Source organism: Streptomyces pactum (genome assembly GCF_002005225.1).
Classification (GTDB): Bacteria; Actinomycetota; Actinomycetes; order Streptomycetales; family Streptomycetaceae; genus Streptomyces; species Streptomyces pactum_A.
Genome location: NZ_CP019724.1, coordinates 1,646,007 through 1,670,492 on the forward strand (window position 1 = coordinate 1,646,007; position 24,486 = coordinate 1,670,492).

Annotated in this window: 20 protein-coding genes; 6 read left to right on the forward strand and 14 right to left on the reverse strand. The window is 73.0% G+C overall.

What is annotated here, in order from left to right; translation table 11 throughout:
• Window positions 1-47: 47 nt before the first annotated feature.
• From B1H29_RS06795 to B1H29_RS06805, 3 genes are all read left to right on the forward strand, one after another.
• Complete coding sequence (locus B1H29_RS06795) at window positions 48-542, forward strand: NUDIX domain-containing protein (protein ID WP_055419373.1); 495 nt, start codon at window positions 48-50, stop codon at window positions 540-542.
• A 210-nt stretch (window positions 543-752) separates the two neighbouring features.
• Window positions 753-1,502: an SIR2 family NAD-dependent protein deacylase gene (locus B1H29_RS06800; protein WP_055419374.1), complete on the forward strand. Its 750-nt coding sequence runs from the start codon at window positions 753-755 to the stop codon at window positions 1,500-1,502.
• A 4-nt stretch (window positions 1,503-1,506) separates the two neighbouring features.
• On the forward strand, window positions 1,507-1,839 hold the full coding sequence (locus B1H29_RS06805; RefSeq protein WP_055419375.1) for a glyoxalase superfamily protein: 333 nt from the start codon (window positions 1,507-1,509) through the stop codon (window positions 1,837-1,839).
• 205 nt (window positions 1,840-2,044) lie between these two features.
• On the opposite strand, the gene B1H29_RS06810 is transcribed toward B1H29_RS06805, so the two are convergent.
• Window positions 2,045-2,536, reverse strand: a complete 492-nt coding sequence (locus B1H29_RS06810) for a methylated-DNA--[protein]-cysteine S-methyltransferase (RefSeq protein WP_055419376.1) — start codon at window positions 2,534-2,536, stop codon at window positions 2,045-2,047.
• An 11-nt stretch (window positions 2,537-2,547) separates the two neighbouring features.
• Complete coding sequence (locus tag B1H29_RS06815; RefSeq protein ID WP_279636541.1) at window positions 2,548-4,056, reverse strand: AlkA N-terminal domain-containing protein; 1,509 nt, start codon at window positions 4,054-4,056, stop codon at window positions 2,548-2,550.
• Window positions 4,057-4,241: 185 nt separating this feature from the next.
• On the opposite strand from B1H29_RS06815, the gene B1H29_RS06820 reads away from it, so the two are divergent.
• Window positions 4,242-4,604 carry an ArsR/SmtB family transcription factor gene (locus B1H29_RS06820; RefSeq protein WP_055419378.1) on the forward strand — a complete coding sequence of 121 codons (363 nt, stop codon included), beginning with the start codon at window positions 4,242-4,244 and terminating at the stop codon, window positions 4,602-4,604.
• On the opposite strand, the gene B1H29_RS06825 is transcribed toward B1H29_RS06820, so the two are convergent.
• The 8 genes from B1H29_RS06825 to B1H29_RS06860 form a co-directional block, all read right to left on the reverse strand.
• On the reverse strand, window positions 4,585-5,463 hold the full coding sequence (locus B1H29_RS06825; protein ID WP_055419379.1) for a DUF72 domain-containing protein: 879 nt from the start codon (window positions 5,461-5,463) through the stop codon (window positions 4,585-4,587). The two genes, B1H29_RS06820 and B1H29_RS06825, sit on opposite strands and share 20 nt — an antisense overlap.
• Before the next feature lie 46 nt (window positions 5,464-5,509).
• Window positions 5,510-9,427, reverse strand: coding sequence for a glycoside hydrolase family 2 TIM barrel-domain containing protein (locus B1H29_RS06830; RefSeq protein ID WP_055419380.1), 3,918 nt, complete (start codon window positions 9,425-9,427; stop codon window positions 5,510-5,512).
• Between the two features lie 178 nt (window positions 9,428-9,605).
• Window positions 9,606-11,219: an alkaline phosphatase D family protein gene (locus B1H29_RS06835; protein WP_055419381.1), complete on the reverse strand. Its 1,614-nt coding sequence runs from the start codon at window positions 11,217-11,219 to the stop codon at window positions 9,606-9,608.
• A 144-nt stretch (window positions 11,220-11,363) separates the two neighbouring features.
• The gene (locus B1H29_RS06840; RefSeq protein ID WP_055419382.1) at window positions 11,364-12,023 is read right to left on the reverse strand and encodes an ABC transporter ATP-binding protein; all 660 of its coding nucleotides are present in this window, start codon (window positions 12,021-12,023) and stop codon (window positions 11,364-11,366) included.
• Window positions 12,016-13,017 (reverse strand): ABC transporter ATP-binding protein, encoded by a 1,002-nt coding sequence (locus B1H29_RS06845; protein WP_055419383.1) that lies wholly within the window; start codon window positions 13,015-13,017, stop codon window positions 12,016-12,018. Before B1H29_RS06845 ends, B1H29_RS06840 begins: the two co-directional genes overlap by 8 nt.
• Entirely contained in the window at window positions 13,014-13,868 is an 855-nt protein-coding gene (locus B1H29_RS06850) for an ABC transporter permease (RefSeq protein WP_234393088.1), read from the reverse strand. The genes B1H29_RS06845 and B1H29_RS06850 overlap by 4 nt, the downstream gene beginning before the upstream one ends.
• An 83-nt stretch (window positions 13,869-13,951) precedes the next feature.
• Window positions 13,952-14,920, reverse strand: a complete 969-nt coding sequence (locus tag B1H29_RS06855; RefSeq protein ID WP_055419385.1) for an ABC transporter permease — start codon at window positions 14,918-14,920, stop codon at window positions 13,952-13,954.
• 32 nt (window positions 14,921-14,952) lie between these two features.
• Window positions 14,953-16,542, reverse strand: a complete 1,590-nt coding sequence (locus B1H29_RS06860; protein ID WP_055419386.1) for an ABC transporter substrate-binding protein — start codon at window positions 16,540-16,542, stop codon at window positions 14,953-14,955.
• A gap of 216 nt (window positions 16,543-16,758) precedes the next feature.
• Here B1H29_RS06860 and betT point away from each other — a divergent pair, with 216 nt between their 5' ends.
• Window positions 16,759-18,882, forward strand: a complete 2,124-nt coding sequence (gene betT, locus B1H29_RS06865) for a choline BCCT transporter BetT (RefSeq protein WP_234393062.1) — start codon at window positions 16,759-16,761, stop codon at window positions 18,880-18,882.
• Window positions 18,883-18,893: 11 nt separating this feature from the next.
• On the opposite strand, the gene B1H29_RS06870 is transcribed toward betT, so the two are convergent.
• Together B1H29_RS06870 and B1H29_RS06875 are read right to left on the reverse strand one after the other, a co-directional pair.
• Entirely contained in the window at window positions 18,894-19,403 is a 510-nt protein-coding gene (locus B1H29_RS06870) for an O-acetyl-ADP-ribose deacetylase (RefSeq protein WP_055419388.1), read from the reverse strand.
• Between the two features lie 30 nt (window positions 19,404-19,433).
• A complete protein-coding gene (locus B1H29_RS06875; protein WP_055419389.1) occupies window positions 19,434-20,843 on the reverse strand; it encodes a phytoene desaturase family protein in 1,410 nt (469 codons plus the stop codon).
• 105 nt (window positions 20,844-20,948) lie between these two features.
• Between B1H29_RS06875 and B1H29_RS06880 the strand changes: the two genes are divergently transcribed.
• Window positions 20,949-21,599 carry a hypothetical protein gene (locus B1H29_RS06880; protein WP_055419390.1) on the forward strand — a complete coding sequence of 217 codons (651 nt, stop codon included), beginning with the start codon at window positions 20,949-20,951 and terminating at the stop codon, window positions 21,597-21,599.
• Here B1H29_RS06880 and B1H29_RS06885 read toward each other — a convergent pair.
• Window positions 21,535-22,380: an inositol monophosphatase family protein gene (locus B1H29_RS06885; RefSeq protein WP_055419391.1), complete on the reverse strand. Its 846-nt coding sequence runs from the start codon at window positions 22,378-22,380 to the stop codon at window positions 21,535-21,537. The two genes, B1H29_RS06880 and B1H29_RS06885, sit on opposite strands and share 65 nt — an antisense overlap.
• Before the next feature lie 131 nt (window positions 22,381-22,511).
• A complete protein-coding gene (locus B1H29_RS06890) occupies window positions 22,512-24,347 on the reverse strand; it encodes a gamma-glutamyltransferase family protein (protein ID WP_055419392.1) in 1,836 nt (611 codons plus the stop codon).
• Between the last annotated feature and the right edge of the window lie 139 nt (window positions 24,348-24,486).

Below are 24,486 nucleotides of genomic sequence, written 5' to 3' on the forward strand. Positions count from 1 at the left end.
GGAACGGCGGGGACACGACCGGGCCCGCGTCTCGATACGCTTCCGGGATGGCCACTCCTGACTACGCCACCTACATCGCCGCCCTCCCCCGCGTCCTCGCCGGCGCCGCCACGGTCTTCCGCGACGCCGGGGGCAGGGTGCTGCTCGTCGAGCCCGGCTACCGCGAGGGGTGGACGTTGCCCGGCGGGACGATCGAGTCCGAGGACGGGGAGACCCCGCGGCAGGGCGCACGGCGGGAGACCCTCGAGGAGATCGGGCTGGACGTCCGGCCGGGCCGGCTGCTGGCGGTGGACTGGGCGCACGGTACGGGCCGGCCGCCGATCGTGGCGTACCTGTACGACGGCGGTGTCCTGACCGAGGACGACCTCAAGGCGATCCGTTTGCAGGAGGAGGAGCTGCTGTCCTGGCGGCTGGTGCCCCGCGAGGAGCTGGGAGAGCACCTGCTCGGCGCCCTGCACGGCCGGGTTCTCGCCGCGCTGGACGTGCTGGCGGACGGCTCGGGGACGGCCGAGCTGGAGAACGGCCGCCGGGTCGACGCGTGAGGACACGTCCCCGGACGGCACGGTCCGGGGCGGCACACGCGGGACGGCGTGCCCCGGACGGCACGGTCCGGGGCGGCACACGCGGGACGGCGTGCCCCGGACGGCACACCTCGGGGCCGCACACCCCGGGGCGCACACCGCGGGCCGGCACGTGCGGTGACGCCGTAAACCCGTTAGCCCGGTGGGCACGGGCGCCCTACCCTCGACCGCATGACCAGCAAGCCCCTCGTCGCCATACTCAGCGGCGCCGGTGTCTCGACCGACTCCGGCATCCCGGACTACCGCGGGCCGAACGGACTGTGGCGGCGTGATCCGGAGGCCGAGAAGCTCGTCACGTACGAGTACTACATGGGCGATCCGGACATCCGGCGGCGCTCCTGGCAGATGCGGCGCGCGAACCGGGCGCTGCACGCCGAGCCGAACGCCGCGCACCGCGCGGTGGCCGAGCTGGAGCGGTCCGGGGTGCCGGTCCGGGTCATCACGCAGAACGTCGACGGCCTGCACCAGCTCGCCGGACTCTCCGCCCGCAAGGTCCTCGAACTGCACGGCACCGCACGGAGTTACGTGTGCACCGGCTGCCACGCCCGGGGGCCGATGGAGGACGCCCTCGCCCGGGTGGAGGCGGGCGAGGACGACCCGCCGTGCCTGGCGTGCGGCGGCATCCTGAAGTCGGCGACCGTGATGTTCGGGGAGCGCCTCGACCCGGTGGTCCTCGGCGAGGCCGCCGCCATCAGCAAGGCGTGCCAGGTGTTCATCGCCGTCGGCACCAGCCTCCAGGTCCAGCCCGCCGCCGGACTCGCCGGTGTGGCCGCCGACCACGGCGCCCGCCTGGTCGTCGTCAACGCCGAGCCGACGCCGTACGACGAGCTCGCGGACGAGGTCGTCCGGGAACCCATCGGCACCGCCCTGCCCGCGCTGCTGCGCGGGCTGGGCCCCGGCAGTGGCCGAGACGGTGGCTGACCCCGTGGACGAGGAGGTCGTTCCGATCCTGCGCGTGGCCGACGCCGCGGCGGCCGTGCGCTGGTACGCGCGGCTGGGCTTCGCCGAGCAGTGGGCGCACCGTTTCGAACCGGGTCTGCCGGCCTTCGTGGAGGTGGCGCGCGGGCGGGTGCGGCTGTTCCTGTCGGAGCACACCGGGGACGCGCGGCCGGGCACCCTGGTGTATCTGCGGGTGGCGGACGTCGACGCGGTCGCCGCCGAGTTCGCGGTGCGGGTCGAGGAGGCGCCCTGGGCGCGCGAGATCGAGCTGCGGGACCCGGACGGCAACCGCCTGCGTGTCGGCACACCGATCGAGTGAGGTGAGCGGTCCGCGCCGGGAGAGCTACCGCCGGCTCTCGCCGACACCGTGGACGCGCTGCCACTGACGTCCGGGGCGTGGGTCCTGGGGATCGGACGCGCACCGGGCGCCGCCGCGCGGGCCGTGGCGGCGCCGGGCGGCCGCCCTTTCGCCGGCGGCGGCCGGCCCCTGCGGGAGATCCGCCTCTCCGCCCGGGGGCCGGTGACTAGAAGAGCGCCGACCCCCGTTCGAAGTCCAGCAGACGCTGCTTGCGCTCCAGGCCACCGCCGTAGCCGGTGAGGCCGCCGCTCGCGCCGATGACGCGGTGACAGGGAACGACGATGCCGACCGGGTTGCGGCCGTTGGCGAGGCCCACGGCCCGGGACGCGGCCGGCTTGCCGAGGGCGGCGGCGAGTTCTCCGTACGTGCGGGTCTGGCCGTACGGGATGCGGCGGAGCTGGTCCCAGACGGTGCGCTGGAACGGAGTGCCGTTCAGACGCAGGTCGAGGGTGAAGTCCTTCAGCTCGCCGGCGAAGTACGCGGCCAGTTGCTCCTCCACCTGTGCGAACGGCCCGTCGTCGGCCGTGCCGAAGCTCTCTTCCGGCGGGCGGTGGCGCTGGTCGGTCATGTAGAGGCCGCACAGGACGCCGTCCTCGGCGACGAGGGTGAGCGCGCCGTACGGGCTGTCGGTCACGGTGTGCTGTTTGCGGGGTGGCACGGAGTACGTCCTCACACGGGCAGGAAGTTGATCGGGTGGCTGTCGGTCGCCCACAGGTACTGGACGGCGTACGCCCGCCAGGGCCGCCAGGCCGCCGCCCGGGCGGTGAGCGCCGCCGGTGTCGAGGGCAGGCCCAGTTCTCCGGCGGCGCGGCGGATGCCGAGGTCGGTGGGGAGGAAGGCGTCGGGGTCGCCGAGGGCGCGCATGGCGATGACGTCGGCGGTCCAGGGGCCGAACCCGGGGAGGGCGAGGAGCCGGGCGCGGGTCTCGGCCCAGTCGGACTCGACGCCCAGGTTGAGCGAGCCGTCGGCCAGGTGGGAGACGAGGGTGGTGAAGGTCGTGCGGCGAGTGCGGGGCATCGCCAGGGTCTCCGGGTCCACCGCGGCCAGCGCCACCGCCGACGGGAAGAGGTGGGTCAGGCCGCCCTCCGGGTCGTCCACCGGGTCGCCGTGTGCGGTGACCAGACGGGCGGCGTGGGTGCGGGCGGCGGCGGTGGAGACCTGCTGGCCGAGTACGGCCCGTACGGCGAACTCCGCCTCGTCCACCGTGCGCGGCACCCGACGCCCGGGTGCCTTGTCGACCAGCGGCGCCAGCAGCGGGTCGGCGCGCAGTTGGTCGTCGACGGCCGCCGGGTCGGCGTCCAGGTCGAGCAGGCGCCGGCAGCGGCTGATGGCGACGGTCAGGTCACGCGGGTCGCTGAGGGTGAGGCGGCAGGCGATGTGGTCGGGGCCGGGGGCGAGGGCCACGATGCCGTGACCGTACGGGAGGCGCAGGGTGCGGCGGTACGCGCCCTGCCGCCACTCCTCCACGCCGGGTACGGCGGTGGCGGCGAGGTGGCCGAAGAGGTTGTCGGGGTTGAGCGGGGTACGGAACGGGAGGCGCAGGGTCAGGGCGCCCGGGGTGGAGCCGGGGGCGGCGCCCGGCATGGAGCCGGCGGCACGGTTCTTCGGGACGCGGGCGCGCAACTCGCTCGGGGAGAGTGCGAAGACCTCGCGGACCGTGTCGTTGAAGGTGCGGACGGAGGAGAAACCGGCGGCGAAGGCGACGTCCGCCATCGGCAGCGGGGTCGTCTCGATGAGCAGGCGGGCGGTCTGGGCGCGCTGCGCGCGGGCGAGCGCCAGGGGGCCCGCCCCCAGCTCGGCGAGGAGCTGGCGTTCGACCTGCCGGGTGCTGTAGCCGAGCCGGGCGGCGAGGCCTGGCACGCCCTCGCGGTCCACGACGCCGTCGGCGATCAGCCGCATGGCGCGGGCCGTGAGGTCGGCGCGCTGGTTCCACTGCGGGGAGCCGGGGCTGGTGTCCGGGCGGCAGCGTTTGCACGCCCGGAACCCGGCCTGCTGGCAGGCCGCCGCGCTCGGGTAGAAGGTCATGTTCGCGGGCTTGGGCGGCACCACCGGGCAGCTCGGCCGACAGTAGATGCGGGTGGTCAGGACGGCCGTGAAGAACCAGCCGTCGAACCGCGCGCCCTTGGACCGGACGGCGCGCACGCAGCGCTCGGTGTCGGTGTGCATTCCCGTCTGCATGCGTCCAGGATGGCCCGTCTGCCGGGACGGGGCTGGCGGGAATCCGACATGGACGTCACACGTCACGACGTCAGGACGGATCGCAGGCGACTCGGCCCGGCCCCGCCGGACACGGCGCAGACACACATGAAGCACCGTTCATTCATCTCATTCGTTCGCGTGGGCGCCGTGCGTAGGATGACCGTATGGGTCACGGAGCCGCCACCACCGCGCAGGACGCCGCCGCACGCGTGCGCCTGGACGTGGACAACGTCGCGAAGGTCGCCACCACGCTCCAGGCCCTGTCCACCCCGTCCCGGCTGCTGATCCTCGCGCGGCTGCGCGAAGGGCCGCTGCCCGCCACCGAGTTGGCGGCGGCGGTCGGCATGGAGCAGTCGGCCTGCTCCCATCAGCTCCGGCTGCTGCGCAACCTGGGCCTGGTGGTGGGTGAGCGCCGCGGCCGGTCGGTGGTGTACGCGCTGCACGACCACCATGTCGCCGAGCTGCTCGACCAGGCCGTGTACCACGTGGAGCACCTGCGGCTGGGGATCAGCGACACGGCCGGGTGAGCAGCCCCCGCATGGTCTCGGCGGCGCGTACGGCGGCGTCCCCGCAGCAGTTGTTGAACAGCACGTGCAGCTCTTCGCTCTGCCGGGCCGCGCGCCGCAGCCGGGGCACCCGGGCGGCGAGTTCGGCCACGTCGTAGTCGTGGCGGAAGCGGTCCTCCTTGCCGCCCCTCCCCCAGGCCGTGCTGCGGCCGTGGAACCGTACGACGGCGAGGGCGGGCCGGGTCACCGGAGCGATGGCGGGCAGGGACGCGGGCAGGTGCTGGGCCATGTCCGTACCGACGGCCGACGCGCCCAGGGCGGACAGCAACGCGTGGGTGGCCTCCGCCCGTTCCGGCTCCCACCACCCCGGATGCCGGAACTCCACGGCGAGCGGCCAGCCCTCCGTGCGCCGGGCGCAGGTCTCGAGCGCCGCCTCGGCGACGGGACCGGGTGCGAACCACGGCGGGAACTGGAACAGCACGGTGCCGAGGCGCCCGGCCTTGCGCAGCGGCCCGACCGCCTCGGCGAAGCGCCCCCACACCTCGTCGAGCAGTCCCGCACTCGCCCGCCCGCGCCTGAGCGGGCCGGGGTCGGCCGTGCGCAGGTCGGCGGGCAGTGCCTCCGGGCGTGTGGGGTGGCCGGTCAGCAGCGAGAACGCCTTGACGTCGAAGCGGAACCCGTCCGGCGTGCGCTCCACCCACAGCTCACTGTTGCGCCGGCTCGGCAACGCGTAGTACCCGGAGTCCACTTCGACGACCGGCAGCCGAGCGGCGTAGTGCCGCAGCCGCCCCTCGGCGTCCCGCCGTCCGCGCGGATACCAGCCGCTCGCGACCAGTTGCCGGTCCGTCCAGGAACACGCTCCCACCAGTACGTCACCCATGGGAGCCCGGTTACCCGGGCTCCCGGGTCCTCACGTCGGCCGGCCTCTATTCGGTCGCCGTGGGCCGCCGCGAGGCCGCCATCGCGTCCCGCACGTCCGCCAACGGGCGCAGCCGGTAGGTGTAGGAGTAGTCCCGGTCGGCGAAGAGCTTGAACTCGTCGTGGGTGTGCGCGCCCCAACTGTTGTCGCCGCCGACGCCCATCTGGCGGTGGTTCAGGCGCAGGACGACCTCGTCCCTGGGCGTGAGCTGGTAGTCGTGGCGTACGCCGGCCGACAGGTCCTCCGGCGTGAAGAAGGAGGCGTTCGCTTCCAGCAGGGGTTCGCCGGAGGCGAGCAGGCCCACGCCGTGCCGGTCGGTGAGGGCGATCCAGCGGACGTCGGTCTTGTTGCCGTTCTCCTGCGGGCGGATGTACGGGGTCCACTGCTCGGCGACGGTCCCGGAGTACAGGCCGACGTCGGTGCCGGTGTTGCGGTCCCAGTGGTTCTCCTCGGGGCCCCGGCCGTAGTAGTGCAGGCGGTCCAGGCGGCGCGGCAGGAAGAGCAGGGTGCCGACCTCGGGGATGTAGGGCAGGTTCGCGGCGCCCGGATGCAGGGTGTTGTCGACCTTGATCTCACCGTTGCCGAACACCGTGTACGTGGTGGTGTACGTGGACTCCACCGTGGTGGGCAGCGTGCCGGCGACGCTGATCTCGACGGCCTTCTCGCCCAGGGCCCGCACCGTGACGTCCGTGACCTTCCGCCGGGCGCCGGCGTCGCGCCAGGTCTGGTTGCGGGTGTGCTGGCCGTTGCCCTTGTCGTTGTCGGTGGGCGCCCGCCAGAAGTTGGGCGCGGGCCCGGAGGTGAGCAGCCGGTTGCCCCTCGCCTCGTAGGAGGAGATGGTGCCGGTGCGCTTGTCGACGGTGACGGAGAAGCCCCTGCCGCTGATCCTGACGTCCTCGTCGCGGTCGTCGTGGCGCAGGGCCGGGACGCTCTCCAGGCGTACGGGGGTCACGTCGGGGCCGTCGGCCTCGACCGGGAGCTGCTGCCGGGCCACCTCGAAGCCGGCCTCGGCCCACGGCGTGGACTCCTTGGTGGTGAAGGAGAGTTCCAGGAAGTACTCCGTGCCGGGGCCGGCGTCGCCCGGCAGTCGGACGGGGACGGTGATGTCCTTGCTGGACCGCGGCGCCACGTCGAGCTGGCCGCGGGTCAGCTTTCCGCGCCGTACGACCTTGCCGTCGGCGACGAGTGACCAGCGGCCGTCGAACTCGCGCAGGCCGGTGAACAGGTACTCGTTGGTGAGGGTGACGGCGCCGGGGCCGCCGCCGGGGGTGCGGGCGGCGTTGACGGCCTGGTAGACGCGCTTGACCTCGGTGGCCTTACCGGTGTGCCCGCGGTCGGCGGTGACGATGCCGTCCGCGACGAAGGCGCCGTCGTTGGGATTGTCGCCCCAGTCGCCGCCGTACGCGAGGAACCGCTTGTCCTTCGGCCGCTTCTCGCCGGCCTTGACGGTCGCGGCGTCGAACCAGAACCGTACGCCGTCGTCCCCGGGGCCGCGGCCGTCGGAGGCCAGTTCGGTGGCGCCGAGCGCGCGGGCGTAGACGCGGGCGCGGCGGATCGTGCCGCTGAACTCCCGGGTCTGGGTGTCGGCGTCGGTGGCGAGCGCGAGGGGTGCGGTGTTGCGGCTGGGCCGCCGGTCGGTGGTGCGGGTGGCCCGTACGGTGCCGTCGACGTACAGGGTCAGGGCCTGGGCGTCGGCGTCGAAGACGCCCGCGATGTGGTGCTCCCGGCCGGTCCAGTCGTCCGGCACGGTCCAGCTCGCGGTGATCCACTGGCCGCCGGAGTGGATGAAGAACTCCAGTCGCCGGTCGGTCTGCTTCAGCGCGTACTGGGTGTCGCCCTTGGCGAGGATGGGTTGGTGGTGTCCCGTGTAGTGCGGGGTGACCCAGGCCTCCAGGGTCAGGGAGTCGGTGAGGTCGAGGCTGTCGTCGCGCTCGAAGACCGTGCCGCCGGACAGGCCCTTGTCACGGTCGAGGCCGCCGCGGGTGGCGAGGATCTCCCCGCGCAGCGCGGCCGGTCCGGTCTCGGTCAGCAGGGTGCGCACCGGCACGGGCGTGTACAGGGACTGGTCGGCGAAGTCCCAGATCCAGCCGCCCTGGAGCACGTCGTACCGGCGGACGATGTCCCAGTACTTCTTGAAGTTGCCGTTGGAGTTCCCCATCGCGTGGGAGTACTCGATCATGACGTAGGGCCGGGTGTCGGAGGTGTCCTTCGCCCGCTGCTCGACGCGCTGCGGGGAGTCGTACATCTCGGAGCGGATGTCGCTGATCCCGGGGCGGTCGTCGCCCTCGTACTGGATGACGCGGGTGGGGTCGTAGGAGCGGATCCAGTCGTGCATGGCGGTGAAGGTGCTGCCCCCGCCGGCCTCGTTGCCCAGCGACCAGATGACGACCGAGGCGTGGTTCTTGTCGCGGTGGACCATGTTCTGGGCGCGGGCCACGCAGGCCTCGGTCCAGTCCGGGTGGTCGCCGGGGTACTCGTCGCGGATGCCGTGCGTCTCCAGGTTGGTCTCGTCGACGAGGTAGAGGCCGTACTCGTCGGCGAGTTCGTACCAGAGGGGATTGTTCGGGTAGTGCGAGGTGCGGACGCTGTTCATGTTCATCCGCTTGATGATCTTGATGTCCTCGACCAGGTCCTCGCGGCTGAGGGCCGTGCCGCGGGCGGGATGCATCTCGTGGCGGTTGGTGCCGCGGAAGGAGACGGGCTCGCCGTTGATCCGCATCAGCCCGTCCTTGAGCGCGAACTCGCGGAAACCCACGCGGTGCGACAGGGTCTCGGCCACCTTGCCCGCCGGATCCCGCAGGCGCAGTACGGCCGTGTAGAGGTGGGGGTGCTCGGCCGACCACAGCCTGGGCTTCGGTACGGCCTTCGCCGCCCGTACGGTGACGTCCTGGCCGGCGCCGGCCGTGCCGAGGTCGGCGGACTGCTCCAGCGGCCGGGACCAGACGGCGTGGCCGCGCGCGTCGTAGAGCTGGGTCTCGACGGTGTACCGGCCGGCGTGGCCGTCGCCGTACGCCCGCACGCTCGCGGTGACCGCCAGCTCGGCGTCCGTGTACGTGCCGTTCAGCGGGGTGTCCAGCTTGAAGTCGCGCAGGTGGACGGCCGGCGTGGAGTACAGGTAGACGGAGCGGAAGATGCCGCTCAGCCGGATCATGTCCTGGTCCTCGAGCCAGTCGCCGTCGGCGTAGCGGTACACCTCCACGGCGATCTGGTTGGTGCCGCGCTTGAGGTGGTCGGTGATGTCGTACTCGGAGGGTGTGTAGGAGTCCTCGTCGTAGCCGACCAGTTCGCCGTTGATCCAGACGTAGTGGGCGGACTTGACGCCCTCGAAGTGGAGGAAGGTGCGGCGGCCGTCCCAGTCGCGCGGGACGGTGAAGGTGCGCCGGTACTGGCCGACCGGGTTGTAGCGGGTCGGCGCGGCGGGCGGCCGCGGGTCCTCGCCGAGGCCGTTGGGGCCCGAGTACGGGTAGGTGATGTTGAGGTAGATCGGGAAGTCGTGGCCGTGCAGTTGCCACACGGACGGGACCGGGATGGTCTCCCAGTCGCCGTCGTCGGTGTCGGTGCGGTGGAAGTCGGCGTCCCGGTCCTCTGGGCGGTCGGCGCAGGCGAACTTCCAGGTGCCGTCGAGGCTGAGCCGGTACGGCGAGCGGGTGCGGTCGCCGGCGAGGGCCGCTCTCACGTCCGCGTACGGCATGAGCGTGGTGTGCGGCGGCTCGGTGCCGAGGCGGAAGACTCCGAAGTCGTTCCACTCCGGGGCCTCACCGGCCGCCGCCCGCCGGCCGGCCGCGTGCGCCGAGAGGGGCGACGCGGACGACAGGGCGAGGGCGCCGAGGACTGCGGCACCGCCCTCCAGAAGGCGGCGGCGGCTGACGAGCGGCCGGGGGCGGGGGGCCGGGGATCCGGCGGGTGACACGGGCGAGTGCGGCATGACCGTGGCCTTCCGTGGGCTTCGGGGGCGGCTCAACGCACGGTGCTGTGAGAGCAGTTGAGGTGGAGGAGGATTACAACTGCCGGTGACGCAGCGGCTACTGAGTCAGGCACACCCTAGAACCCGAACACAACCGAATCAATTACCCCGTCGGACTTTGTTGGTTCCTGATGGAGGCTCAGGCGTCCCGGACTCCCGGCACACCCGCCTCGATCACGAACGACTTGTCGGTGCGGACCGGGGCACCGGGCCGGGTGACGTAGTCGACGACCCGGTAGTCGGCGGTGTACCGGTCCCTGGAGACCGAGCAGCGGACGTAGCCGCGGCGGCTGCTGTAGTACTTGGTGTGCGGGTTCTCGTCCCAGTACACCCGGCCGGGGTCGTGGGTGGCCGAGCCGTCGCCGCCCGAGGTGATCGACGTGGTGACGAACTCGCTGCCCAGCAGCCGCGTCTCGGGGCGTTCGAAGTCGCGGCGCAGGTCGTTGGTCCAGTTGTTGTGCACGTCCCCGGTGAGGACGACGAAGTTGTCGATGCGGCGCTCCTCGACGTAGCCGAGCACCCGGTCGCGGGAGACGCGGTAGCCGTCCCAGCCGTCGTTGTAGCCGCCGTCGTCCGGGCCCGCGACGGCGTCCCAGTTGGCGAAGTAGATCTGCTGCGGGAGCACGTTCCAGGCCGAGCGCGACCGCGACAGGCTCCGCTCCAGCCAGGCGTGCTGCTCGTCGCCGAGGATGGTGGCCTTCGGGTCCCACTGCTCCGGGCCGGAGACCTGCCACTTGTCGCCGTAGGGCTGGTTGGTGCGGTACTGGCGGGTGTCCAGCACGCTGAACGTCGCGGTGGCGCCGAACTCGAGGCGCCGGTACAGCGGCAGCGCCGTGTCCACCGGCTTGCGCAGGCGGCGCAGCGGCATGTGCTCCCAGTACGCCTGGTAGGCGGCCCGGCGGCGGGCGGCGAAGTGGGCGGTGGTGTCGTTGCCCTGGCCGGCGTCGCCGTTCTCCGGGCTCAGGTCGGCGTAGTTGTTGTCGGTCTCGTGGTCGTCCCAGGTGACGACGAACGGCGCCGTGGCGTGCAGCAGCCGCAGGTCGGGGTCGGACTTGTACTGGGCGTGCCGCGCGCGGTACTCGGCGAGGGTGTTCATCTCGTCGCCGTGGTGCGTGCGCACGTCGCCGTTGACGCCGGCGGCGTACTCGTAGAGGTAGTCGCCGAGGTGGAAGACCACGTCGGGGCGCTCCCCGGCCATGTGCCGGTACGCCGTGAAGTGGCCCTGCTCCCAGTTGGCGCAGGAGGCGAAGGCGAAGTCGACGGTGGGTGAGGTGCCGGGGGCCGGGGCGGTGCGGGTGCGGCCGACCGGTGAGACTGCGTGGCCGGCGCGGAAGCGGTAGTAGTACTCGTGGTGGGGCCGCAGGCCGCGCACGTCGGCGTGGACGGTGTGCGCCTCGGCGGGCACGGCGTGCTCCACGCCGCGCTTGACGACCTTCCTGAACCGTTCGTCGAGGGCGATCTCCCATCGGACGGCGACGGGCCGCCGGGGCATGCCGCCGTCGTCGTCGAGGGGTTTCGGTGCCAGGCGGGTCCAGAGCACGACGCCGTCGGGGAGCGGGTCACCGGACGCGACGCCGAGCCGGAACGGGTCGGCCGGGACGTTGCCCGGCGCGGCGGGCGCGGCGCTCGCGACGGGGGCGGCACCGGCGCCGAGCAGCACCGCACCGGCACCCGCGGCACCCGCGGCACCCGCGATGCCGAGGAAACCCCTTCTCTTCAGGGAGCTCGGAGAGCTGGTGAGCGGCGGGGTCATCGAACCTCCAGAGGACGGATGGCCGGACGACCCCCAGGCAATCGGCGCGGGGTGAACCGCGACTTCCGCTCCCGTGCACGGCGCTTGACCGATACATGTCGATGAAGGTCGGGGGTGCGGGCGGCACCGGGGACGCGAGAGGAGTCAGTGGCCCGTCAGCGTGGCCCACTCGACGGTGCGGTCGCACCAGCGGTCGAGCAGGACGCGGTCGTGGCCGACGGCGAGCAGGCCCGCGCCGGTGGCGGCCCGGTAGTCCTCCACGACGCGGACCAGGGCGGCGGTGGTCGAGGCGTCGAGCATCGCCGTCATCTCGTCGCACACCAGCCAGCGCGGGCGCAGCACGAGGGCGCGGGCGAGGCAGGCGCGCTGCAACTGGCCGTCGCTGACCTCGTGCGGGCGCCTGCTCAGCAGGTCGGCGGTCAGGCCCACGGTGGCGGCCAGTTCGGCGACCCGGCCGGCGACGCCCTCGCGCCGGCCGGTGGCGCGCAGCGGTTCGGCGATCAGGTCGGCGAGCGCCAGCCGGGGGTCGGCGGAGAGCCGGGCCTGCTGGAAGACGACGCCGAAGGCGGTGCGCTGTTCGCGCGGGGCACGGTGGCGCCAGCGCCGCACGGGTGTGCCGTCGACGACCAGGGCGCCGGCGTCGGGACGGTGCAGCAGGGCGGCGACGCGCGCGAGGGTGGACTTGCCGCAGCCGCTCGGGCCGAGCAGTCCGACGGACTCGCCCGGTGCCACGGACAGGGAGATGTCCCGGATCACGGGGGTGTTCTTGTCGTATCCGGCGGTGACGGCACGCAGTTCAAGCACGGTCGGCGGCCTCCGTGAGCACTGCGTGCGGGTGGTGGCAGGCGACCGCCGCGGTCCGCGGCGGCAGCACGGCGCAGGAGTCGGTGGCCCGGTCGCAGCGGGGGGCGAAGGCGCAGCCGTCCGGAAGGGAGCCGAGTTCCGGCGGCAGGCCGGGGACGGGGATGAAGGCGCGGTCGGGCAGGGCGTCGAGCAGGCCCCTGCTGTAGGGGTGGCGTGGGCCGCCGGAGCCGAAGAAGTCTGTGGCGTCGGTCAGTTCGACGATCCGGCCCGCGTACATCACGGCGATCCGGTCGGCGACGCGTTCGGCGGCGGCCAGATCGTGGGTGATCATCAGCAGGGCGCGGCCGTCGGCCGCCGTGCCGCCCTTGCGGCCGGCATGGTCGACATGTCGCCGCAGCTCGTCGACGGTGCGGTCCACCAGGTCCCGGTCGAGGCCGGTGGTCGGCTCGTCGGCGAGCAGCAGCGGGGCGTCGCCGACGAGGGCGAGGGCGGTGGCGGCGCGCTGGGCGAGGCCGCCGGAGAGTTCGTGGGGGTGGCGGTCGAGGTGGTCCACCGGGAACGCGGCGCGCTCGGCGGCGGCCTCGGCGGCCGTGCGCAGGGCGGCGCGGCCACGGACGGCGGTGAGTTCCGCGACCGTCTCCTCCAGTTGCGAGCGGATGGTGCGGACCGGGGTGAGGTGGGCGGCCGGGCTCTGCGGGACGAGTCCGATGAGCCGGCCCCGTACGGTGCGGGCCAGGGTCCGCTCGTCGGCGGCGAGCAGGTCCAGGTCACCGAGCACGGCGCTGCCCGCGGTCTGCGCGTTGCCCGGCAGCAGCCCGAGCAGGGCGGAGGCGAGCACGGACTTGCCGCAGCCGCTCTCGCCGATCAGGGCCAGGCACTCGCCGGCCGCCACGTCGAAGTGCGCGTCGGTGACGGCGGCGACGCGGCGTGCGCCCGGCATCAGGAAGCGCACCGACAGACCGCGCACCGACAGCACGGGGGCTCGCTCTGTCACAGCATCAGCTCCGATCGGCGGCGGGGATTGATCCGCTCCCGCCAGGCACCCGCGAGTCCGGCGACGGCGAGGGTGGGCACGATGATGAACAGGCCCGGGAAGAGGGTCGGCCACCACTGCCCGGCGAGCAGTGAGCCCCGCGCCTCCTGGATGAGGTTGCCGAGACTCGCGGTGTGGGTGGGCAGACCGAGGCCGAGGAAGGACAGCGCCGACTCGTGCCACATGGCGTGCGGCACCATCAGTACGGCGGCCAGCGCGGCCTGGGGCAGCACGCCCGGCAGCAGATGCCGTACGGCCACCCGCCACCGGGAGGCGCCGCCGGAGACGGCCGCGTCGACGTAGGGGCGCGAGCGCAGCGACAGCACCTCGGCGCGGACGATGCGCGCGGTGGACAGCCAGTGGGTGAGGGCGACGGAGATCACCACCGGCCAGACGCCCGGCCGGAACATCGCGACGATGAAGATGCCGAGCAGCAGGTGGGGCACGGAGGAGATGGTGTCGACGACCCGCATGACGGCCCGGTCGACCCAGCCGCCCAGCGCTCCGGCGGTGGCGCCCACGGCGGTGCCGACCACGGTGGCCGTCAGCGCCGCCGCCACCCCGACGAGCAGGGAGACGCGCAGGCCGTAGACGCAGCGCAGCAGCAGGTCCCGGCCGACGTCGTCGGTGCCGAACGGGTGCTCCCAGCTCGGTGGTCGCAGCTTGGCGGCCAGGTCGACGGCCTGCTGGTCGAGCTGCACCAGCGGCGGCACGAGCAGTACGGCCAGGACGGTCACGGTGAGCAGCGCGGCGGAGGTGCGCAGGCGCAGGGTGCGGGTGGAGCGGCGGCCGGCGCCGTGGGAACGCCACACGGGTCCGGAGCGCTCGGGCTTCTCGGCCCGCTCAGCCCTCTCGGCCCTCTCGGCCCTCTCGGCTGCGGTCTCACCCACGGACATCACATCTCACCCAGTTTCACCCTCGGGTCGAACAGCCCGTACAGCAGGTCCGCGAGCAGGTTGCCGGCGAGTACGGCGACGGTGGCGAGGACGGTCAGGGCGGCCAGCAGCGGGAAGTCGACGGCCGTGGCCGCCTCGACGGTGGCCGCGGCGATGCCCGGCCAGCTGAAGACGCTCTCCACCAGCAGCGCGCCGGTGATGAGTTCGGGCACGCGGGAGCCGATCAGGGTGAGCACCGGCAGCAGGCCCGAGCGCAGGGCGTGCCCGAGCAGGACGGTGCCCTCGCCGAGGCCCCGGGCCCGTGCGCCGCGCACCGGGTCCTCCGCGAGGGCGTCGCCGACGCCCTGGCGGACGTAGAGGGTGAACCAGGGCAGTTGGGAGACGGCGAGTACGCCGGCGGGCAGCACGATGTGGCCGGCGACCTGTCCGGGGGTGACCTGTCGGCTCGCGGTGTCCGTCAGGCCGCCGGCCGGCAGGACGTCCCACTGGAGGGCGAACAGCCATACGGCGAGCAGCGCGATCCAGAAGACCGGTGCCGCCTCCAGGACGTACGCGAGCGAGGTGACGGCCCGGTCGAGCATCGATCCGGGACGGCGGGCGGCGAGCACGCCGAGGATCGTGCCGGCCAGGACGGCGACGGCGAAGGCGACGGCGCACAGCAGCGCGGACCACACCAGGCGTTCGCCGATGACCTGCGCCACCGGCTGGCGCATCACCCCGGAGTGGCCGAGGTCGCCGGTGAGCGCGGAGGCCAGCCAGTCCCACCAGCGGGCGACGAACGACCGGTCCACTCCGAGGTTGTCCCGCAGCCGGTCCAGGGTCTCCTGGTCGGCGCCGAGCGCGGCGGTGCCGGCGTACGCCTTCACGGGGTCGAAGGGGGAGGCGGCGGCGATGGCGAAGACGCCGAAGGTGACGACCAGGACGACGGGGACGGCGAACAGGGCCCGCCGCCCCACCAGTCGGCCCATCGCTCCCCAGGGCGCTCTTCGGGGGGATCGGATCACTTCTTCGGCTGCCAGTCCTCGATGTTCCACCAGGGGCCGCTGGCGAAGCCGTGCTCGTGCGGCTCGAGCTGGGTGGTCAGTCCGTCCCAGCGGTCGGCGAGGACGTACAGGTGGTCGATGTGGGTGAGGAAGGTGTAGCCGGGGTTCTCCACGAGCGCCTTCTGGACCTTCTCGTAGGCGGCGCCGCGCACCTTCGCATCCTGGCTGCGGCGGCCGGCGTCGAGTGCCTCGTCCACCGCCGGGTTGTCGTAGTGGGCCATGTTGTTGAAGCCGTCGCCGGCGAGCGAGGAGTGCAGCAGGGTGTAGAGGCCGAAGTCCGGGTCGCCGACACTGCCGAAGCCCGCCATGACCGCGTCGCTCTTCATCCGCGGCTCGATGACCTCCCAGGTGGCGCCCTCCACCTTCACCTCGATGCCGGCCTTCTTGGCGTCGGAGGCGTAGGCGAGCGCGTGGTCCTGGCGGACCTTGTCGCCCGAGGGGTAGTACAGGGTGAACGAGGCGCGCCGGCCGTCCTTGGCACGGACGCCGCCGGAGCCGGGCTTCCAGCCCGCTTCGTCCAGGATGCGCTCGGCCTTGGCGAGGTCGTGCGGGCGCTCGATGCCGCGCTCGTACCAGGGGTCGTCGACGGGCAGCGGCCCGTACGCCGGCCGGCCCGCGCCGTCGAGGATCTTGTCGACCATGGCCCGGCGGTCGACGGCCGCGTCCAGGGCCCGCCGGATCGCGCGGTCGCCGGTGACCTCGCCCGCGGTGGGCAGGGTGACGGCCCGGAAGTCGTAGGAGCGTGCCTGGTACGTACGCCGGCCGTCGTCCTTCTCGAAGGTGGCGGCGAGGTTGGGCGGCAGGACGGCGCCGTCGAGGTCGCCGGAGCGCAGCCGGGTGGCGCGGACGTTGTCGTCGGCGATGACCGCCATGGTGAACGACGTCACCGCGGGCTTGCCGCCCCAGTAGTGCGGGTTGGCCTCGAAGGTGAGCTTCTCGCCCTTGCTCCAGTCGGTCAGGACGTACGGACCGGTGCCGACGGGCTCGGTGTTGAAGGCGCCGGTGTTGGGGTCCTGTTCGCCCGCGACGTGCTCGGGGACGATGGGCAGCACCGTGCGGGCGGCGAACGGCGCGTACGGGTACTTGAGGGTGAAGACGACGGTGTCGTCGCCGTCGGCGCGGACGCTGTCGACGGCGTCCAGTTCGCTCCGGGCGGTGTTGTTGGTCTCGGCGTCGAGGACGGTGCGGTACGTGTAGACCACGTCTTCGGCCGTCAGCGGCTCGCCGTCGCTGAACTTCACGCCGTCGCGCAGGGTGTAGGTGTACGTCCGGCCGCCGTCGGCGATCTTCGGCAGCGCGGTCGCCAGCGCGGGCTTCAGCTTCAGGTCGGTGTCGCGGGCGAGCAGCCCGTCGAAGATCTTGGAGTTTCCGTCCTTGCCGTAGCCGAGCAGCGGGCTGAGGGTGTCCGGTTCGGACGCCACCCCGATCACGACGGACTCCGCCGGCTCTGCGGCACCGTCTCCCGTACCGCCCCCGGGCGCGGAGCAGGCGGTGACGCCCGCGGCAAACGCCGCCGCGGCGGCACTTCGTATCCGACGGGTCGTCATGTCTCCCCCACGCTTGTCATTGGTGCGTGGTTATTGCACATCAGTCGCAATAGAAGCGTCAAGCCGGGTGATGGAGGGGGTGCCCGCCCACCGGCTCACCACCGGCGGTCAAGGCCGACACGGCCTGCCGGTACTGGACGGAGCGTGTGATCAGCAGCACACTGCCTTATCACCTGAGTCCCAGCACGCATGCGCAGCGCCCAGGAGGCATCGGCCGTGTCGACCGCAGGAGACGAGAGCGCCGGAGCAGAGCCGGAAGGAGCGCCGACGGAGAACGGACCGACGGGTACGGGCACGCTCAAACCCGCGGTCTTCTTCGGGTCGGCCGCGCTGATCCTGGCGATCTCGATCTGGGCGATCGTCACGCCTTCCGGCGCCGAATCCGCCATCGGGGTGGCGGTCGACAGAATCTCGTCCTGGTTCGGCTGGTACTACTTCCTCGCCGCGACCGTCTACCTGGGATTCGTCGTCTTCATCGGCGTGTCCAAGTACGGCACGATCAAGCTGGGCCCCAAGCACTACAAGCCCGACTACGGGCTCTTCGCGTGGGCCGCGATGCTGTTCGCGGCGGGCATCGGCATCGACCTGATGTTCTTCTCCGTCTCCGGTCCCGTCAGCCACTACCTCGCACCGCCGGAGGGCGACCCGGAGACGGTGGAGGCCGCCCGGCAGGCCGTGGTGTGGACCCTTTTCCACTACGGCATCACCGGCTGGGCCATGTACGCGCTGATGGGCATGGCGCTCGGCTTCTTCGCCTTCCGGTACCGGCTGCCGCTCGCGATCCGTTCCGCGCTCTACCCGATCATCGGCCGCCGGATCCACGGGCGGATCGGTGACGCCGTCGACCTGGCGGCCATCATCGGCACCGTGTTCGGCATCTCGGTGTCGCTCGGCATCGGTGTGGTGCAGTTGAACTACGGGCTGAGGGTGCTCTTCGACGTACCGGAAGGGCTCCCCGCCCAGATCGGCCTGATCGCCGTGGCGGTGGTGATGGCCACGGTGTCCGCGGTGGCCGGTGTGGACAAGGGCATCCGCCGGCTGTCACAGCTCAACGTCCTGCTCGCCGTGCTGCTGATGCTCTTCATCCTGGTCGTGGGCGAACCGTTCCGGCTGCTCAACTCCCTCGTCCAGAACGTCGGCGACTACGTCAGCCGCTTCCCCTCGATGACCTTGAACACCTTCGCCTACGACCAGCCCACGGAGTGGCTGGACGCGTGGACGCTGTTCTTCTGGGCCTGGTGGATCGCCTGGGCGCCGTTCGTCGGGCTGTTCCTGGCCCGGATCTCCCGCGGCCGCACCCTGCGCCAGTTCGTCGCGGCGACACTGGTCGTCCCGTTCGTCTTCACCGGTCTCTTCCTGGCCGTCTTCGGCAACAGTGCGCTGTTCGTGGTCCGCGACGGCGACTCCGAGTTCGGCCAGACCGCGATGAACGTCCCCGAGCAGGGCTTCTACGGTCTGCTGGAGCAGTACCCGGGCGCGCTGTTCAGCGCCGGACTCGCCACGTTCGTCGGGCTCCTGCTGTACGTCACCTCGGCCGACTCCGGGGCCCTGGTCATGGGCAACCTCAGCTCCAGTCTGCCCACCCCGGTGACCGACGCGTCCGCTTGGCTGCGTATCTTCTGGGCCCTGACGACCGGGCTGCTCACGCTGGCCATGCTCATCGTGGGGGGCGTGCAGGCACTCACCGACGCCACCATCATCATGGGCCTGCCCTTCTCGTTCGTGATGTTCCTGATCATGGTGGGGCTCTATCTGGCGCTGCGTACCGAGTACATGCGGGAGGAAGCGCTGGCCACCACGCTGCCGGCGTCGCTGTCCGGACGTACGACGCAGCAGGGCCCCACGGGAGCGCGGAACTGGCGACAGCGGCTGGCGCGGGCGATGGCGTTCCCGGGCAGGCGGGCGGCCGCCAGGTTCGTCGAGGACGTGTGCCGCCCCGCCTTCCAGGAGGTCGGCCAGGCGCTGCGGGAGCAGGGAGCGGAGGCGGAACTCCTGGAAGGGGTCAACGAGGAGAACGGACTCGCGCACGTCGGCCTCAGGGTGCCGATCGGTCCGAGCGACACGTTCGTGTACGAGGTCTGGCCCGTCGAGAAGCCGACCCCGGGCTTCGCGACCCGGTCGGTCACCACCCACGACACCTACGTGCGCTTCGAGGTCCGGCTCGCCGAGGGCAACCAGGGCTACGACGTGATGGGGTACACCAAGGAACAGCTCATCGGCGACAGCCTCGACCAGTACGAGCGGCATCTGGAGTTCCTGCGCATGCACCGCGAGTCGGCAGACCGGTCCGCACTGCCCGACCACCGCCCGGACGCGCCGGAGGCACACCTGCCGGAGTAGGCACCCGACGGTCAGCCGAGCCGCGCGGCGAACGCGGCGTGGGCCCGGTCGTCGAAGAGCACGAACCTGACCTCCTCGACTCCGGTGTCCGCCTCCCGTACGGCGGTCACGGCGATACGGGCCGCGTCGTCCATCGGCCAGCGGTAGACACCGGTGGAGATCGCCGGGAAGGCGACCGTGCGGGCGCCCAACTCGTCGGCGACCCGGAGGGACTCGCGGTAGCAGGAGGCGAGGAGTCCCGAGCGGTCCTCGGTCGCGCTGTGCACCGGGCCCACCGTGTGGATCACCCAGCGGGCGTCCAGGGCCCCGGCGGTGGTGGCGACCGCGCGGCCGGTGGGAAGTCCCTTGCCGAGGTGCCCCGCGCGGAGCTTGCGGCACTCCTCCAGGATCGCGGGGCCACCGCGCCGGTGGATGGCGCCGTCGACGCCGCCTCCGCCGAGCAGGGAGGAGTTGGCCGCGTTGACGATCGCGTCGGCGCTCTCACGGGTGATGTCGCCCCGGACGAGCGTGATGGTGGTCATGTGCGCCTCCCGGTCAACGCCGCTTCGTGCTCACGTCTGCCGCAGCCTGCGCCAGACCGCCTTCGCCGCGTTGTGCCCCGACATGCCGTGCACTCCGGGGCCCGGCGGGGTGGCCGACGAGCAGATGAAGACGGCCGGGTGCGGGGTGGCGTACGGGAACAGGGACAGCTTGGGGCGCAGCAGGAGCTGGAGGCCGGAGACGGCGCCGGAGGCGATGTCTCCGCCGACGTAGTTGGCGTTGCGGACGGCGAGTTCGGGCGGGCCCGCGGTGGCGCGGGCCAGGACGCGGTCGCGGAAGCCGGGGGCGAAGCGCTCCAGTTGGCGTTCGATGGCGTCGGTGAGGTCACCGGTCCAGCCGTTGGGGACGTGTCCGTACGCCCAGAAGACGTGCTTGCCCTCGGGGGCGCGGGTGGGGTCGGCGACGCTGGGCTGCGTGGTGATGAGGAACGGCGCGTCGGGGGCGCGGCCCTCCCGGGAGGCCGCGTTCAGCGCCGCGCCGATCTCCGCGCTGTCGGCGCCGATCTGCACGGTGCCCGCGGTGCGGGGCTCCTGGGCGGTCCACGGCACGGGCCCGTCCAGCGCGTAGTCGATCTTGAAGACGCCGGGGCCGTACCGGTAGCCGGCGTAGTGGTTGCCGAGGCCGGCGATGCGGGCGAGGGCCGTGGGCGAGGTGTCGAAGACGTAGGCGCGGGCGGGCGGCAGGTCGTCGAGGCGCTTCACCTCGTAGTCGGTGTGGACGGTGCCGCCGAGATCCCTGAGGTAGGCGGCGAGGGCGTCGGAGATGGCCTGCGAGCCGCCGCGGGCCACGGGCCAGCCGCGGGCGTGCGCGGCGAGGGCGAAGACCAGGCCTATGGCACCGGTGGCGAAGCCGCCGAGCGGGGCCATGACGTGCGCGACCAGCCCGGCGAAGAGGGTCTTGGCCTTGTCGTCGCGGAAGCGGCGCATCAGCCACGTCGACGGGGGCAGGCCGACCAGGCCGAACCGGGCGAGGGTGACCGGGTCGCGGGGCAGCGCGGTCAGCGGCAGGGACATGAAGTCCCGGGCCAGGGTGTCCCACCTGGGCAGGAAGCGCTCGACCAGCCTGCGGTACGCGCCCGCGTCGCGCGCTCCGAAGGAGGCGGCCGTCTCGCCGACCGACCGGGACAGCACGGCGGCCGAGCCGTCCGGGAAAGGATGCGCCATGGGCAGCCCGGCGTGCAGCCACTGCAGCCCGTACCGCTCCAGGGGCAGGGCGCGGAACGCGGGTGAGTTGATCGCGAGCGGGTGCGCGGCGGAGCACGGGTCGTGCCGGAAGCCCGGCAGGGTCAGCTCCTCCGTGCGGGCCCCGCCGCCCACGGTGCCCTGCGCCTCGAACACGGCGACCGAGAAGCCGCGGCGGGCCAGCTCCACGGCAGCGGTCAGTCCGTTCGGCCCCGCACCCACTACGACCGCATCGAGCATCGACGGCACCTTCGGACCCCTTCGTCAGCCGATGGCCACTCGGGATCAGGATATGCCCGGGCACCGGCAGCCCGTGGTCGCGGGTGGGGCGGACAGGGTCCGGGGATGACGCACTGGACGCGCTCCCCCGCCTCCCACAAGGGCCTTCGGCTCCGGTACGAGCCGGCCGGGGACGGGCGGGCACTGCGGCGGGCGGCGTTCGACCGGTCACTGCCGGTCCCGCACGCCGGGGACGAGCGGTCCCCTGCCGACAAAGGCGCGTCGGTGGCGGCCTCGCGCGACGACCTCCGCTCGGTTTGCGAACGGCTCGGGCCGGACGGCGTGCCATTCCACGAGACCGTGTACGGCGTGCCGACGGACGGCCCCGTCGAGGTGCCGCCCGGCGCCGAGGACGTCGCCGGGGAGGAGTTCCGCCGAGCCTGGGACACGGCGCGGCGAGATAGGCGGTCCACCCGCCATCGCACCGGACCGCTGCCCGAGGGATCGCTGGTCACCGGAACGGTCACCGCCCTGCCGTGGGGCCCCGGCATCACGGGGCTGGTGGTGGACATCGGCGGGCCGGGGCGGGGTTTCGTGGATCTCGGGCAGTTGCCGCACAGCGGCGAGGACTGGGCGCCGGTCGGGACCGCGACCGAGTTCGAGGTCGTCCAGGTCCGCTTCTCCGTCCGGCCGGGCTCCCCCGACCTGGAGATCAGGCTCCGTCCGACAGCAGGGCCACCACCCGGCGGGCCGTGGCCGCGTCGCGGGCCGCGGTGAACGGCAGGTCGTTGCCGCCCGTGATGCGGAAGGGCTCGCCCGTGCGGGTCAGGTGGGTGCCGCCCGCCTCCTCGACCAGGAGGAGCCCCGCGGCGTGGTCCCAGGCTGCCTCCCACGAGAAGGCGGTGGCGTCCGACTCGCCTCGGGCGACGGCGAGGTACTCCAGGCCGGCCGAGCCGCAGGCGCGGGGTGCCACGCCCGGGGTACGCAGGGGGCGCAGGGCACGCTTCTGGTCGTCCGTAGTGTAGTCCGGGTGGGACGTGGCGACCCGCAGGTCGCGACCGGGCTCGGGCGGGCCGGCGTACAGCCGCTCGCCGTCCAGGAAGGCACCTCGCCCGCGTACCGCCGTGGCGAGCCGGTCGTCGGCGGGGGCGTAGGTCCAGGAGGCGTGCACGACTCCGTGCCGGGCGAGCGCGACCAGCGTGCAGAAGCCCGGGTCGCCGTGCACGAACTGACGCGTCCCGTCGACGGGGTCGACGATCCACACCGGTGCCTCGCCGCGTATGGCCTCGTACGACGCCGGGTTGGCGTGCACCGCCTCCTCGCCGACCACGACCGAGCCGGGCAGCAGGGCGGCCAGGACCTCGGTGAGGTACAGCTCGGCCTTGCGGTCGGCGTCCGTCACCAGGTCGTGCGGGCCGGCCTTCTCGTCGACCTCGTGGGCCGCGAGCCGGCGCCAGCGCGGCATGATCTCCTGGGCGGCCGCCTTGCGGACGGCCTCCTCCACCTCGTCGGCGTGCCGGGCGAGAAACTCGTCGATGGTTTCGTTGTTCTCGATCATGACTCCATGAGAGCACGCCCCACTGACAATCCCCACCCGGGTGGTGTACTCCGGGTGGAATCGGCACGAACATGAGGCGCCGGGCGCCGCGAACACGGCCGCCGGGCGCCCACGAGCAACAAGTGCGCAGGTCAGCGGCCGATCGCGTAACCCTGCATCCCGCGCGGGTTCGCCGCCGCCGACAGCACTCCCGTCCCGGGATCGCGCGCGACGGCGCACAGCCGGCCCTCCGACCAGGCCTCGCCGACCGTCACGTCGTGCCCGCGGCGGCGCAGCTCCTCGACGACCGCCGCCGGCATGCGGGACTCCACGGTGACGCTCCCGGCCCGCATGCCGCGTGGGAAGAACGACCCGGGAAAGCTGTCGTTGTGCCAGTTCGGCGCGTCGATCGCGCCCTGGAGGTCGAGGCCGCCGCGCACCGGGGCGCGCAGCGCGACCGCCAGCAGGAAGTGCAACTGCCACTGGTCCTGCTGGTCGCCGCCGGGCGTTCCGAACGCCATGACGGGCACCCCGTCGCGCAGCGCGATGGAGGGCGTGAGCGTGGTGCGCGGCCGGCGGCCCGGTGTGAGCGAGTTGGGCAGGCCCTCTTCCAGCCAGGTCATCTGGAGCCGGGTGCCGAGCGGGAAGCCCAGTTCGGGCACGACGGGGTTGGACTGGAGCCAGCCGCCGCTGGGGGTGGCCGAGACCATGTTGCCCCAGCGGTCCACGATGTCGAGGTGGCAGGTGTCGCCGCGGGTGCCTCCGTCGGCGGCGACGTCCGGTTCGCCCGGCACCGGGGACGCCGGGCTCTTGGCGACCGTGGGCTCGCCCACCCCCAGGGCGTCGAGGCCCTCCCCCTCCACGGCCGCCACGCGCGCGTGGGCGCTGAGCCGCGGGGTGCGCCCGCCCGGACCGCCGGGCCGCAGCTCGAAGGACGCCTTGACACCGACGAGCGCCCGCCGGGCCGCGTTGTACTCCGGTGACAGCAGGTCGTCGAGCGGCACCCGGTCCGCGCCGTCCGCGTCCCCGTACCAGGCCTCCCGGTCGGCCATGGCGAGCTTGCAGCCCTCGACCAGCAGGTGGACGTAGTCGGCACAGCCGTAGGCGGGCAGCTCGGACGGCAGCAGCGCCAACTGCTGGAGCAGGACGGGGCCCTGGCTCCAGGGGCCGGCCTTGCACACGGTCCAGCCGTTCCAGTCGTACGTCGCCGGAGCCTCGTAGGACGCGGACCAGCCGGCGAGGTCGGCGGCGGTCAGCGGGCCGGTCCGGCGCTCGCCGCTGGTGTCCATGGTGGGACGCCCGGCCTGCCGGACGAGGGCCTCGGCGACGAACCCGGTGCGCCAGACCTCTCGCGCCGTGTCGATCCGCGCCTCCCGGCCCCCCGCCCCGGCCGACTCCGCGAGCAGGCGCTTCCAGGTGGCGGCGAGGGCGGGGTTGCGGAACAGCTCGCCGGGGCGGGGCGGACGGCCGCCCGGCAGGTAGACCTCGGCCGAGGACCTCCACTCCGTCTCGAACAGCTCCCGCACGGTCTCGACGGTCTCCGTGAAGCGCTCCACGGGCGCGTGCCCGTGCTCGGCGTAGCCGATGGCGTACTTCAGCACGTCGGCCAAGGGCTTGGTGCCGTGGTCGCGCAGCAGGAGCAGCCAGGCGTCGAAGGCACCGGGCACGGCGGCGGCGAGGGGGCCGGTGCCGGGGACGAGGTCCAGACCGAGCCCTTTGTAGTGCGCGACCGTCGCCCCGGCCGGTGCCACCCCCTGTCCGCACAGCACCCGCACCTCGCCGCCCGCCGGGGCGAGCAGGATCGGCACCTCACCGGCGGGGCCGTTGAGGTGGGGCTCGACGACGTGCAGCACGAAGGCACCGGCCACAGCGGCGTCGTAGGCGTTGCCCCCGTCCTCCAGCACCGCCATGGCCGTCTGCGAGGCCAGCCAGTGGGTGGAGGACACCATGCCGAAGGTGCCCTGGAGGGTGGGTCGGGTGGTGAACACAGAGCTTCTCACCTCGCTGTTTACGTGTACCGGCCGCGGACGGCGGGCTCTCGGAGCGGATCCTGGGGAGAATCCGGGGAGCTTGCGCCAGGGACTCCCTTCTCCCACTGCCCGGAAGGCTATCGATCGCCCCGCGCCC

Coding starts and splice junctions, on each gene's coding strand:
- B1H29_RS06795 (WP_055419373.1), top strand. CDS start 48: ATGGCCACTCCTGACTACGCCACCTACATCGCCGCCCTCCCCCGCGTC.
- B1H29_RS06800 (WP_055419374.1), top strand. CDS start 753: ATGACCAGCAAGCCCCTCGTCGCCATACTCAGCGGCGCCGGTGTCTCG.
- B1H29_RS06815 (WP_279636541.1), bottom strand. CDS start 4,056: ATGCAGACGGGAATGCACACCGACACCGAGCGCTGCGTGCGCGCCGTC.
- B1H29_RS06820 (WP_055419378.1), top strand. CDS start 4,242: ATGGGTCACGGAGCCGCCACCACCGCGCAGGACGCCGCCGCACGCGTG.
- B1H29_RS06825 (WP_055419379.1), bottom strand. CDS start 5,463: ATGGGTGACGTACTGGTGGGAGCGTGTTCCTGGACGGACCGGCAACTG.
- B1H29_RS06830 (WP_055419380.1), bottom strand. CDS start 9,427: ATGCCGCACTCGCCCGTGTCACCCGCCGGATCCCCGGCCCCCCGCCCC.
- B1H29_RS06835 (WP_055419381.1), bottom strand. CDS start 11,219: ATGACCCCGCCGCTCACCAGCTCTCCGAGCTCCCTGAAGAGAAGGGGT.
- B1H29_RS06855 (WP_055419385.1), bottom strand. CDS start 14,920: ATGGGCCGACTGGTGGGGCGGCGGGCCCTGTTCGCCGTCCCCGTCGTC.
- B1H29_RS06860 (WP_055419386.1), bottom strand. CDS start 16,542: ATGACGACCCGTCGGATACGAAGTGCCGCCGCGGCGGCGTTTGCCGCG.
- B1H29_RS06870 (WP_055419388.1), bottom strand. CDS start 19,403: ATGACCACCATCACGCTCGTCCGGGGCGACATCACCCGTGAGAGCGCC.
- B1H29_RS06875 (WP_055419389.1), bottom strand. CDS start 20,843: ATGCTCGATGCGGTCGTAGTGGGTGCGGGGCCGAACGGACTGACCGCT.
- B1H29_RS06880 (WP_055419390.1), top strand. CDS start 20,949: ATGACGCACTGGACGCGCTCCCCCGCCTCCCACAAGGGCCTTCGGCTC.
- B1H29_RS06885 (WP_055419391.1), bottom strand. CDS start 22,380: ATGATCGAGAACAACGAAACCATCGACGAGTTTCTCGCCCGGCACGCC.